At 31.9% G+C, this 13121-nt stretch carries 10 protein-coding genes and 2 tRNA genes; 7 read left to right on the top strand and 5 right to left on the bottom strand.

Annotation, left to right across the window (positions count from 1 at the left end):
• Positions 1-38 precede the first annotated feature (38 nt).
• Positions 39-1196, bottom strand: coding sequence for a DegT/DnrJ/EryC1/StrS family aminotransferase (locus tag RH82_RS12745; RefSeq protein ID WP_034061277.1), 1158 nt, complete (start codon positions 1194-1196; stop codon positions 39-41).
• Between the two features lie 70 nt (positions 1197-1266).
• On the opposite strand from RH82_RS12745, the gene RH82_RS12740 reads away from it, so the two are divergent.
• Together RH82_RS12740 and RH82_RS12735 are read left to right on the top strand one after the other, a co-directional pair.
• A complete protein-coding gene (locus RH82_RS12740) occupies positions 1267-2502 on the top strand; it encodes a 3-deoxy-D-manno-octulosonic acid transferase (RefSeq protein ID WP_034061276.1) in 1236 nt (411 codons plus the stop codon).
• A 113-nt stretch (positions 2503-2615) separates the two neighbouring features.
• Positions 2616-3071 (top strand): hypothetical protein, encoded by a 456-nt coding sequence (locus tag RH82_RS12735; RefSeq protein ID WP_034061273.1) that lies wholly within the window; start codon positions 2616-2618, stop codon positions 3069-3071.
• A 253-nt stretch (positions 3072-3324) separates the two neighbouring features.
• Here the strand turns inward: RH82_RS12735 and RH82_RS12730 are convergent.
• From RH82_RS12730 to mutS, 3 genes are all read right to left on the bottom strand, one after another.
• Positions 3325-3408: transfer RNA gene (locus RH82_RS12730), tRNA-Leu, on the bottom strand.
• A gap of 56 nt (positions 3409-3464) precedes the next feature.
• Positions 3465-3536: transfer RNA gene (locus RH82_RS12725), tRNA-Gly, on the bottom strand.
• A gap of 99 nt (positions 3537-3635) precedes the next feature.
• Positions 3636-6248 carry a DNA mismatch repair protein MutS gene (gene mutS / locus RH82_RS12720; RefSeq protein ID WP_034061270.1) on the bottom strand — a complete coding sequence of 871 codons (2613 nt, stop codon included), beginning with the start codon at positions 6246-6248 and terminating at the stop codon, positions 3636-3638.
• Positions 6249-6405: 157 nt separating this feature from the next.
• On the opposite strand from mutS, the gene RH82_RS12715 reads away from it, so the two are divergent.
• Both RH82_RS12715 and RH82_RS12710 read left to right on the top strand, forming a co-directional pair.
• Positions 6406-6945 (top strand): RNA methyltransferase, encoded by a 540-nt coding sequence (locus tag RH82_RS12715; protein WP_034061267.1) that lies wholly within the window; start codon positions 6406-6408, stop codon positions 6943-6945.
• Between the two features lie 97 nt (positions 6946-7042).
• Positions 7043-7630, top strand: coding sequence for a hypothetical protein (locus tag RH82_RS12710; protein WP_034061264.1), 588 nt, complete (start codon positions 7043-7045; stop codon positions 7628-7630).
• Here the strand turns inward: RH82_RS12710 and folK are convergent.
• On the bottom strand, positions 7593-8741 hold the full coding sequence (gene folK / locus RH82_RS12705) for a 2-amino-4-hydroxy-6-hydroxymethyldihydropteridine diphosphokinase (RefSeq protein ID WP_034061262.1): 1149 nt from the start codon (positions 8739-8741) through the stop codon (positions 7593-7595). The genes RH82_RS12710 and folK overlap by 38 nt on opposite strands.
• A 132-nt stretch (positions 8742-8873) precedes the next feature.
• Here folK and RH82_RS12700 point away from each other — a divergent pair, with 132 nt between their 5' ends.
• From RH82_RS12700 to rpsU, 3 genes are all read left to right on the top strand, one after another.
• Positions 8874-9578, top strand: a complete 705-nt coding sequence (locus RH82_RS12700; RefSeq protein ID WP_034061261.1) for a queuosine precursor transporter — start codon at positions 8874-8876, stop codon at positions 9576-9578.
• Positions 9579-9742: 164 nt separating this feature from the next.
• Positions 9743-12418 (top strand): AsmA-like C-terminal region-containing protein, encoded by a 2676-nt coding sequence (locus RH82_RS12695; RefSeq protein ID WP_034061259.1) that lies wholly within the window; start codon positions 9743-9745, stop codon positions 12416-12418.
• A gap of 252 nt (positions 12419-12670) precedes the next feature.
• Positions 12671-12865: a 30S ribosomal protein S21 gene (rpsU, locus tag RH82_RS12690; RefSeq protein WP_034061258.1), complete on the top strand. Its 195-nt coding sequence runs from the start codon at positions 12671-12673 to the stop codon at positions 12863-12865.
• Positions 12866-13121: the final 256 nt, after the last annotated feature.

The following is a 13121-nucleotide window of genomic DNA, read 5'->3' as shown; positions in this document are numbered from 1 at the left end:
ACTTTTGGCCATTAAAAGCCAAAAGACTCGCCAAAAATTTAATTATTATCTATAAAATCTATTACGGTTTTTGTAATAAAATCAATTTGCTCTTTGTCTAATTCCGTGTGCATTGGTAACGAAATAACTTCTTTTACTAGTTGGTTTGTTACTGTGAAATCGGCTTCATTATACCGCGAATCTAAATATGCTTTTTGATTATGCAACGGAATTGGATAGTATACACCACAAGGAATATTATTATCGTTTAAGTGTTGAACCAATGCATCTCTATCCGCATTTTGTATTTTTAAAGTATATTGATGAAATACGTGGCAATCGCATGTATCGCAAATACTTTCGCATCCATTAACCGTTTTTGGCGTCGTAATCTTTGGATGGTTTGCAAACGCCTTATTATAAGCTCTTGCTGCATTTCTACGCGCAATGTTATAGGTGTCTAAATGTGGTAATTTTGCATTTAAAACTGCTGCCTGAATAGAATCTAAACGAGAGTTTACACCAACCACATCATGATGATAACGCTTATACATGCCATGGTTTACAATACCTCTTATTATATGTGCTAAATCATCATCGTTAGTAAAAATTGCGCCTCCATCTCCATAACAGCCTAAATTTTTAGATGGAAAAAAAGAAGTTGAGGCTACATGGCCTATAGTTCCTGACATGGCTTTTTCACCCTTACTATTTGTATGTTTCGCACCAATTCCTTGCGCATTATCTTCTATCACATATAAATCATGCTCTTTTGCTAAAGCCATTAACGCCTCCATATTAGCACATTGCCCAAATAAATGTACAGGAACAATGGCTTTTGTTTTTGGCGTAATTGCTTTTTTTACAGCTTCTATATTTATATTAAAATCGTCTGGATTTACATCTACTAAAACTGGTGTTAAGTTTAGAAGCGCAATGACTTCTACAGTTGCAGCGAAAGTAAAATCGGCAGTAATAACCTCATCACCAGGTTTTAAACCCAAACCCATCATAGCTATTTGCAAAGCATCCGTCCCGTTTGCACAAGGTATTACATGCTTTACATCTAAATAGGTTTCTAAGTTTTTTTGAAATGCTTTTACTTGTGGCCCATTTATAAAGCTAGCAGTATCTATCACTTCTTGGATAGCATTATTTACAACTTCCTTTATTTCTGCATATTGACCTTTTAAGTCAACCATTTGTATTTTTTTCATATAACGAAATTACAAAATTCGTAAATGCTAAACAATGAATTATGTATTTTAGCGCAAAGCATTTTTAAAAATGAACTTTTTGTACTTATTTGGAATTTATATTGCCAGTTTTATACTAAAAATTGTTGCGCTTTTTAACGCTAAAATAAAACTTGGAGTTAAAGGGCGTACTGAAACATTTAAGACACTACAAACAAGTATAGCAGCAAACGATAAAACGTTATGGTTTCATTGTGCTTCATTAGGTGAATACGAGCAAGGTTTACCGGTTTTTACAGCACTACGGAAAAAGTATCCAAAACATAAAATAATTCTTTCCTTTTTTTCTCCTTCTGGTTACCAGATAAGAAAAAATGCGCCTTTTGCAGATGTAGTAATATACCTTCCTCTTGACACTAAAGTAAATGCTAAACGTTTTTTAGATCTAGTACGTCCTGAACTAACTGTTTTCGTAAAGTATGAAATATGGCCTAATATTTTAAATGAATTAAAAAAAAGGCAGTTGAAAGCCATTTTAATTTCAGCTGTATTTAGGAAAAACCAATCTTTTTTCAAATGGTATGGTAAAGAAACAAAATCTGCTTTATTTGCTTTTGAACATATTTTTACTCAAAATGAAGCATCAAAAATACTTCTAGAAGAAATAGAATATAATAATGTTACAGTTTCCGGTGACACTAGGTTTGACAGAGTATCAAACCAATTACTACAAGACAACACTTTAGATTTTGTTTCAGAATTTAAAGGAGATAGCTTGTGTATAGTAATTGGAAGTTCTTGGCCTGAAGACGAAAAACTAATTGTAAAATATATTAACGAAAAAGCTAATAATTCTACCAAGTTTATTATCGCTCCTCATAATATTAAAACAACTCAAATTGAAAATTTAAAACGTAGTATTTCTAAAACTTGCGTTTTATTTTCCGAGAAGGACAAGCAATCACTTAAAGCTAAACAAGTTCTAATATTAGACACTATTGGTTTATTAACTAAAGTTTACAACTATGCAGATATTGCTTATATTGGAGGAGCAATGGGAACTACAGGTTTACATAATACATTAGAAGCTGCTGTTTTTGGTGTTCCTATTATTATTGGTAAAAACCACGAAAAATTTCCTGAAGCTAAAGCTATGATTAAAAATAAAGGTTTACTTTCTATTTCTAATCAAGAACAACTCAATAAAAATTTAAATTTATTCGTTACAAACAAAACTGTTAGGACAGAATACGGTTTAAGTAATTTTAATTTTATAAACAAAAACAAAGGTGCAGTAGACCAAATATTACGATTCTTGTGTATTTAAACTGAAGTATTAGCACATCAGCGATAACATGTTAAAAAACTCTATTTTAAAGTGTTAAAATTAGTTAACAAAATAGTATTTTTACCATCTGAATTAATTTAAACACTAAACAAATGAAAAAATTATTATTAAGCGCTGTCTTATTATTAGCACTAAGCGTTACGTTTACGTCATGTAGAGAAGAAGCCGAAAAAACTGGAGATGCGTTAGAGAATGCTACTGATGCTGTTGACAATGTCGTTGAGACTGCAGGTGATGCAGTTGAAAACACTAGTGAAGCTGTTGGAGACGCTGTAGAAGCAACAAGTGATGCTGTTGAGAATGCTGTTGATGCTGCTGGAAATGCAGTTGATGCCACTGGAGACGCTGTAGAAGCAACAAGTGATGCTGTTGAGAATGCTGTTGATGCTGCTGGAGACGCTATTAAAGACGGAGCTAATGCCCTAAAAGATGGAGCTAAAGATGCCGTAAACAAAGTGAAAGAAGGTACTGAAAAAGGAGTTGACGCTACTAAGGGTGGTGTTAAAGACGCAGCTAATACACTTAAAAAAGGAGCAGGTAAATTATAAATTTTATCTAAAAATATTTAATTTACTAAAATCGTCTAAATTAATTTAGGCGATTTTTTTATGCGTTATATTTTTAAGTTACTTGTTACGCAGCTGTAAAGGAGTTGACTTCTTCGAGTTACATATCAACATATTCAATTGAAACTGATTAAAAGGTGGAGCATTTGGTTTTAAAAACAGCTCTTTGAATGCAAGTATTACTTGATTTTTAAAAAACAAAAAAGCCGAAACTTACGTTTCGGCTTTTCATCTGTACTGAAGACGGGACTTGAACCCGTACGTCCCAAGGGACATTGGATTTTAAGTCCAACGTGTCTACCAATTCCACCACTTCAGCATACTAAGGCTTTTAACAGCACAAAGTTGGAATTTATTTTAAATAAAATGTCTCAGAGCGAAAGACGGGATTTGAACCCGCGACCCCCACCTTGGCAAGGTGATGCTCTACCCCTGAGCTACTTTCGCAGTCTTTTATATGAACGAGCAATATTACTATTGCGGTTGCAAATTTAAGTCTTTTTTACAAATACCAAAGTATTTTTATAAAAATAATTAAATAATTTTTCATGCCTTTTGTGTCTTCACCAACATGCGCTTAATTTCATTTAATTTCATTAGCGCTTCGACTGGTGTAAGTGTATCAATATCAGTTAATAATATCTCTTCTTTTATTTGAATTAGTATTGGATCGTCTAAATTAAAGAAACTTAATTGCATATCGTCTTTTATCGATTTCACCTTTTCTGTAAGTTCTTCGCTTGAATGTGATTTTTCTAATTTCTTTAAAATATTATTAGCACGATGCAATACTTGTTGTGGCATTCCTGCTAATTTTGCAACATGAATTCCAAAACTGTGCTCGCTACCACCTTCGACTAATTTTCTTAAGAAAAGAACATTGTCTTTTAACTCTTTTACTGAAACATTAAAGTTTTTTATACGACTAAATGTTTCTGTCATTTCATTAAGCTCATGATAATGTGTTGCAAATAAGGTTTTGGCTTTTGCTGGATGCTCATGTAAATATTCACTAATTGCCCAAGCAATAGAAATACCATCGTATGTGCTTGTCCCTCTTCCAATTTCATCTAAGAGCACTAAACTTCTCTCAGACATATTATTAAGAATAGAGGCGGTTTCATTCATTTCTACCATGAAAGTAGATTCTCCCATGGAAATATTATCACTTGCTCCTACTCTAGTAAAAATTTTATCCACTAAACCAATTCGTGCACTTTTTGCTGGCACAAAACTTCCTATTTGGGCTAACAAAACGATAAGCGCTGTTTGTCGCAATATTGCAGATTTACCCGACATATTTGGGCCAGTAATCATTATTATTTGTTGCGCTGTTCTATCTAAGAACAAATCGTTGGCAATATATGCTTCACCAATTGGTAATTGCCTTTCTATTACTGGATGTCGACCATCTTTAATTTCTAAATCGTGAGAATCGTCAATTGTAGGATATACATATTTATTATCTTTTGCCAATTGCGCAAAACCACACAAACAGTCTAATTGACCAATCAAATGTGCATTTTGCTGCACAGGCTTGATATATTGATGCAACCAAGTCACTAGTTCTGAAAACAATTGCTGTTCGATAGCAAGAATACGTTCTTCAGCTCCTAAAATTTTTCCTTCGTATTCTTTTAACTCCTCTGTAATATAGCGCTCTGCATTAACCAAAGTTTGTTTTCTAATCCATTCTTCTGGCACTTTGTCTTTATGCGTATTTCGCACTTCTATATAATAACCAAAAACGTTATTTGATGCGATTTTGAGAGAGGTAATACCCGTTCGCTCACTTTCCCTTTTAAGCATTTGGTCCAGGTAATTCTTACCTGAAGTTGATAATCCTCTAAGTTCATCTAACTCTGTCGAAAAACCTTCAGTAATAGTATTTCCTTTTAAAACATTTACTGGAGCTTCTTCGCTTAATGTATGCTTAATTTTATCTCGAAGGACATCGCAACTTTGCAAAGTATCTCCAATAATTTTTAAAGATTCATTATCACTACTTGATGACAAAGACTTAATTGGAACTATGGCCCCTAAAGAGTTTTTAAGCTGAATAACTTCTCTAGGACTAACCTTTCCAGTTGCTACTTTAGAAATTAATCGTTCAATATCACCAATACTTTTTATGTGATCTTGAATTTTATGATGCACATTTTTATTGTTCTTAAAAAAAGACACCACTTCGTGACGTTGTTTTATTTTTTCAACATTCTTTAATGGTAACGCTAACCAACGTTTTAATAAACGTCCTCCCATTGCAGAACTCGTTTTATCTATAACATTCAGCAAGGTTACTGCATTATTATTGGTTGAATTGTAAAGCTCCAAATTTCTAATAGTGAAGCGGTCCATCCAAACATATTCATCTTCAGCTATTCTAGAGACTGAAGTAATATGCTGTAATTTATTATGTTGTGTTTCGGCTAAATAATGAAGAATAGAACCCGAAGCAATAATACCTTCGTTTAAATCCTCTACCCCAAAGCCTTTTAACGATTTTGTATTAAAATGCTTTAGTAAGGTTTCGTTTGCATAATCTGTTTGATATACCCAATCTTCTAAATTAAAGGTGTGAAAATCACTACCAAAACAATCGTTAAAATGCAAGCGTTTTTGTTTAGACACAAGCACTTCACTTGGATTAAAGTTTTGGAGTAACTTGTCTATATATTCTTGATTCCCTTGACTTGTTAGAAACTCACCTGTCGAAATATCTAAAAATGAAATTCCAATAGTTATTTTTCCGAAATACACAGAACATAAAAAATTATTGGTTTTAGACTGCAGTACTTCATCATTAAATGCAACTCCAGGAGTAACCAACTCTGTTACACCTCGTTTTACGATGTTCTTGGTTTGTTTTGGATCTTCTAATTGATCGCAAATTGCAACACGCTCTCCCGCTTTTACTAACTTAGGCAAATACGTGTTTATAGAATGGTGTGGAAAACCAGCAAGTTCTATTTCACTTGCGCTTCCTGCTCCTCTTTTTGTTAAAGTAATACCCAAAATCCCTGCTGCTTTTATAGCATCGCTACCAAAAGTTTCATAAAAGTCGCCAACACGAAACAATAACAAAGCATCAGGGTACTTTGCTTTTATAGCATTATATTGCTTCATTAATGGTGTTACTTTTTTAGTTTTTGCTGCCAAAGAATTTAGTTTTTAAGTAAGTTTGCAATGTAACTAAATATTGATTTTTTTGAAGTCAATTTCACTTTAGTTATTTTTAATTATTCACAAAACAATAAGCGGTTCAATTTAAAACATTGCCACGCCTTAAACTCCTTGCAAAGACGAGGTATTTTGTATGCGTAAACTAAAAAATAGTGAACTCGAAAGATTAAATGTTGATGGTTTTAAAAAAGCCAACAAAACGCCTATTATTATTATTCTAGATAATATAAGAAGTTTAAACAATATTGGCTCTGTGTTTAGAACTAGTGATGCCTTTTTAATTGAAAAAATTTATCTCTGTGGCATTACCGCAAAACCACCACATAAAGACATACACAAAACAGCATTAGGCAGCACTGATACTGTTGATTGGGAATATGCTAAAAACACACTTGAAGTGGTTGAAAAGTTAAAAGTTGAAAGTGTAAAAGTCATATCAATAGAACAAGCCGAAAGCGCAACACTCTTAAACGACTTTACTCTTGAAAACAACACAAAATATGCTTTGGTTTTTGGAAACGAAGTAAAAGGTGTTGCTCAAGATGTGGTTTCGAAAAGTGATGCTGTTATTGAAATCCCTCAATTTGGCACTAAACATTCTCTTAATATTTCTGTGAGTTGTGGTGTAGTGGTCTGGGATTTATTTTCGAAATTAAATACTTTAAAATCTTAAATTTATATGAAACGAACATGTTCAAAGTCTTTACCTCTCAAAGAAATGATGAATTGCGAACTGCCTGTGACCATTAAAAAACAATAAATACAAACACATGAAATTAAAATTTCTACTAGTAGTCGTTTTACTAACCACTATTTTGGGTTGTACAAAAAACAAATACAATCTAACCGAAGCAGATAAAGTGTTTTTAAATAAAACTGTAGATTCTATTTATCAGTTAGACCAAAACGTTAGGCTTCATTTTAATACTATTGATAAAAAATTTGGAGTTAATAAAAACACATTTTCTAAATCTGAGGGTTTTAAAAGACAGTATTTAGACGCTTTAACCTACCCTATTTACCAAAAATCTGTAGATAGCATTTGGAGTGTTTTAGAAGTTAACGATAGCCTGAACACCAAATTACTAATAGACCTCACCAACGATTATGGTTTTCCAAATAATAGAAGATTAGGTGCTCCAAAATCTAAAGCTTACATCGTTTTTACATATACACCTAAAGCATATTTTACTGAAGTTGAAGCCTTAGTAAATACAGAACATAAAGCTGGTAGAATAATAGAATTTAAAAAAGAATATATTTTATGGCATATTCGAGGTAGAAAAGGTTTACCACCAATGTCTAGCACTAAAGGTGAAGCTATTTGGCAGAAGCCTTTGGATCGTAAGAACAAATAGCATCTAAGATAAATAAATAATCTTCTCGGTTTTTAACAAAATCGCGATCTGAAATATCTATTATTTTAACATTAAGGTCGGTCTGGTTTTTAAGAAAACTTAAATAGCCTGAGTTTATTTTCTCGAGATACTCATCGTCTATATTTTGCTCATAATCCCTTCCACGTTTCTTAATATTTTCTTGAAGGCGTTCTGTATTCTGATACAGATAAACATACAATTCTGGCTTTGCAATATCTTTATACATTAAATAGAATAACTTTCTATATAATTTAAACTCGTCTTGGTGTAGCGTAATTTTAGAGAATATTAACGACTTAAAAATATCGTAATCACTCACTATAAAATCTTTAAACAAATCGAGCTGCGATAAATCATCGCTAATTTGTTGGTAACGATCTGCAAGAAAAGACATCTCCAACGTAAAGGCATAACGTTGCGCATCTTCATAAAACTTAGGCAAAAATGGATTATCCGCAAAACGCTCTAAAATTAGTTTTGCATTATAATCTTGAGCAATTTTTGTAGCCAAACTAGTTTTCCCTGCTCCAATATTCCCTTCAATAGCTATGTAATTATATTTAGAAAAATCGTACTGCTTACTTGGGTTTTTTAACCAGATATTAATAGATTCTAAAATGCTTTTATCTTCGCACTCTTGCAATAAAATAGAAATTACTTTTTCTAATACTGGGTGCTTCAACTTAGAAGCAATATGCTGCAAAGGCTCTAAAACAAACTTACGATTGTGTAATTCTGGATGTGGTACTTTTAAAGTTTCTGTATCGATTAATAGGTCATCTATAAATAAAATATCTAAATCTATAGTTCTTGACTCGTAACCTTCTTTTTTAGTTCTAACTCTTCCAAGGTTAGTTTCTATTGCTAATAATTCATTAAGAATTTCACTAGGTTCTAAACAGCTTTCAACTAACAAGCATGCATTATAAAAATCATCTGCTTCAAAACCCAAAGCCGGTGTTTTAAAAACTTTAGAAATTATTTTAATGGTCCCAACTTTTAAGTGCACAGCATTTACAGCCGCTTGCAAATTATTGAATTTGTCGCCTTTATTGCTTCCTATAGATATGTAAACTTTTTGTAATTCCATTTTAAACGGGAAAGCAAAATAACTAAAAGTAAATGGTTTCCTTTATATTTACTTAAAGAACTTATTAACGAATTTAATGAAAGCCTTTCGAAGATTCTTCGACTGCGCTCAGTATGACACTTTAACATTATAATGACCTCTCAAAACAAACTCAAAGCCCAACGTATTTATCTTCTTTTAGGCGCTCTATTTATCACGTCCTTGGTCGTTTCTAATTTAATTTTTCAGAAGTTTTTTTACTGGTATCCTTTTAATCTTAAAGTCTTTGGTTTTAGCTTGTTTGAAATATCAGTTGGGATTTTACCATATCCAATCACTTTTTTAATTACCGATTTAATAAGTGAAATCTATGGAAAAAAGAGAGCTAACGATGTGGTTATTGCTGGAGTTTTTGCTTCTTTTTTTTCATTACTAATTATTTTAGTTGCAGATTTTGCTCCTGCAATTAGCAACTCTCCTATTAAAGATGAAACATTTCACAATGTATTTGGAGCTTCATCTATTGCTGTTTTCGCGAGCATGACAGCCTATTTGTTTGCTCAATTTATAGACATTCAAATTTACCATTTCTGGAAACGCGTAACTAAAGGGAAACATTTATGGTTACGTAATAATTTTTCGACTTGGTTCTCTCAATTTATAGATACTTTTTCTGTGTTATTCTTATTATGTTCATTTGGTATTATTGATTGGGGCAGTTTTAAAGGCTTGCTTATAAGTGGTTTCCTTTTTAAAGTTTTAGTAGCATTATTTGATACTCCACTGCTATATTTAGGAGTGTCTATTTTTAGAAAAACATACAATTTAAAAGTAAATGAAGAGCTCGATATCCTTTAACAAATGCTAAATTTTTATTAAAAACTTTTATAACACATCTAAATACTTAGATTGCACGTAAATACTATACTTAACAAAACTAATTTAAGTTTCTGTTCCCAAATTATGGAACAAGAAATAAAAAAGACTCCCACCTTAGTTGGGAATGAAAACAAAACTTTTCAATGAAGAAAATATTAAAAATCACCGGTATAACCGTATTAATTATAGTTACACTTTTATTAGTTGCACCATTTATTTTTCAAAATCAGATAAAAGATATGGTACGCAACCTTATTAATGATAATGTAAATGCTAAAGTTGAGTTTGCCGATGTTAGCTTAAGTTTTTTAAGTAGTTTTCCACAGGCTAATGTTACCGTAGACGCATTAACTATAACTAATTTTGAGCCTTTTAAAGACGAAACTCTTGCTAGTGTAAAGTCGCTATCCTTTGACATGTCTATAAAAGAGCTTTTCAAAAAAGCAGATGAAGGTCCAATAGTCATAAATTCAATTTACATAAATGAAGCCTTAGTTAATTTAAAAATTAACAAATTTGGAGACGCTAATTACAATATTGCTAAAGCGCAAGAAAAAACAACTTCTAACACTCAAAAAAGTGAAGGATTTAAGCTAAGTATAGAAGATTATGCAATCACTAAAAGCGCTATAACTTATTTAGACGAAGGCAACAACACAAAGTTTAGTCTTACGGAATTAGCACATTCTGGTAATGGAACGTTTTCTGAAAGTGTTTCAGAACTAGAAACAAAAAGCGAGGCTAATGTGACATTAAGTATTGACAGTACCGAATACTTGAGTAATAACAGTATAAAATTAGAAGCATCAATTGGTCTTGATTTAGAAAATAACAAATACACTTTTAAAGAAAACAAAGGCCTTATAAATGAATTACCCTTAGAATTTTCAGGCCATGTGCAAATGGTCGAAAAAGGTCAGAATATCGACCTTTCTTTTGAAAACCCGGGTTCCGATTTTAAAGACCTATTAGCCATAGTACCTAAATCCTATTCTAAAAACATAAGTGGTGTTGAAACTACCGGAAACTTTAAAGTAAGCGGGAAGGTAAAAGGATTGGTTTCTGAAACAACTATTCCAACTCTAGATATTCATATTTTATCTAACAATGCTTCATTTAAATATCCAGACCTACCAAAACGAGTTGAAAACATTAGTATTAATGCTGCTATAAAAAATACAACCGGTAATATAGATGACACCTTTTTAGATTTAAAAACACTCAATTTTACAATTGACGAAGACGCCTTTAAATCGTCTGCAGTGATAAAGAACTTAACAAAAAACATGCTTATAAATGCCAATATTGATGGTGTTTTAAATTTAGCTAACATTACAAAAGCATACCCTATTGCTCTCGAAAACGAATTAAGTGGTATAATTAAAGCAAAATTAAACACTAGTTTCGATATGAATGCCATTGAAACGAATGCTTACGACCGCATAAAAAATAACGGAAATGTTAGCGTTAATGATTTTATTTTTTCGTCTGTAGACATTGTTAATCCGCTAAATATTTCACAAGCCAATATAAATTTTAAACCTGGCATTATAGCTTTAGAGAACTTTAAAGCAACTACTGGGAAAACAGATTTAAATGCCACTGGAACCATGACGAACTTACTAGGTTTTCTATTAATTGATAAGACGTTAAAAGGAAACTTTAATGTGGCTTCAAGTAATTTTCTTGTTAGTGATTTTATGGTAGAAGGCGGCAGTGAAAAACCTGTAAACCAAAGCACAGAAACAAACGACGCCCTTAAAATTCCTGCATTTTTAGACTGCACCATTACTGCAGATGCAAAAACCGTGGTTTACGATAATTTAACGCTTACAAACGTTAAAGGAAAGTTATTAATTGCTGATGAAAAAGCGAATTTACAAAACGTAACTTCAGAGTTATTTGGCGGAAACCTAAAGATGACTGGCGTAGTCGATACCAAAAGTAAAACACCAACGTTTAGCATGAATTTGGGTATGACTAATTTCGATATTTCTCAATCTTTTAAAGATTTAGACTTACTCAAAAACATGGCTCCCATTGCAAGCGTATTACAAGGCAAATTGAATAGTGTCATTTCTGTTAACGGAACGTTAGGAGATGATTTCACACCTATTATTAATTCTGTTTCGGGTGATGCCTTAGCCGAATTGCTAACCACTAAAATTGAACCCAAAAACGCTGCAGTATTTGATGCATTAACAAGTAAAATAAATTTTATAGATTTCGAAAAACTAGATTTAAAAGATTTAAAAACAGCAATAAAATTTGAAAATGGCCGTGTAAATATTGCACCAATAGATATAAAGTATAAAGATATTGGGATTACAGTTGGCGGTGCTCACGGGTTCGATACATCCATGGATTACAATGTTGTTTTTAATGTGCCTGCAAAATATTTAGGAGGAGAAGTAAATAGACTTATTGGAAAAATAAACGATAACGCTGTTAACAATATTACCATTCCTGTAACTGCAAATTTAACAGGAACATTTACTAGCCCAAATGTAAAAACTGATTTATCGAGCGGTGTACAGAATTTAACAACGCAGCTTATAGAAATACAAAAGCAAAAACTACTTAACGATGGAGAAGATAAAATTAAAGATTTATTAGGCATTAATAGTGGCAACCAAACGGCAAACGATAGTACTAACACTCAAACTACTCCTCAAGTAAAAGATGTAATAAACGATGTTTTTTCTAGCGGAAATACTAAAGACCCAAACGCAACAAAAGATTCTACTAAGCAAACCGGAACTATTGTAAAAGATGTTTTAGGCGGATTATTTGGCAAAAAGAAGAAGAAAAAGGACTAAATATAATAGATACAAAGAACCAAGATTTGACTGTATCGATATAGACTAACAGTAAAACTAATTTTAAAATGGAGACTAGTGTTGTGTGAAAACGCTTAAAACCTTTGAATTATTAATCTTTGACTTTATAATATTGATTAATATTGAACATTATTAAAATAAATTATAAAAATAGCAGAAGTCTATTGTTTAAATTAAAAGTTAAACTTATATTTGCAACCTGAATTTTAAGAATACACATAATATATACATATGTTAAGAATAGAGATTAAAGACGGAGAAAATATAGAAAGAGCATTAAAACGTTACAAAAGAAAACACCGTAACATTAAAGTAATGCAGAATTTAAGAGAAGGTCAACACTTCACTAAGCCTTCTGTAACACGCCGTCGTCAAATTCAAAAAGCAGCTTATATCCAAGGATTAAGAGACGCAGAAAACGTTTAAGACTTTTTCTACCACATTATATACAGACCTCGCATTCTTTGAATGCGAGGTTTTTTTGGTTTGTGGTGTTTTAAAATTATTAGACGTTTTATATTTAGAGCATGCACTTGGTTTATAATGTATTGATACACATTTAAAAATGGAGTTAAAAATTAAAATTGGATTTACTTTAATGTTTGTTTTGAGTTTCTTCCTTCTCAAAATAATATCAAAATGTAATAATAACTGTCTTAAAAGTAGATTAGAAAAGCGTAAT

Origin of the sequence: Lacinutrix jangbogonensis (genome assembly GCF_000797445.1) — a bacterium.
Taxonomy (GTDB): domain Bacteria; phylum Bacteroidota; class Bacteroidia; order Flavobacteriales; family Flavobacteriaceae; genus Lacinutrix; species Lacinutrix jangbogonensis.
The sequence above is the reverse complement of the archived record's forward strand: the minus strand, read 5'-3'. Positions and strand labels throughout refer to the sequence as shown.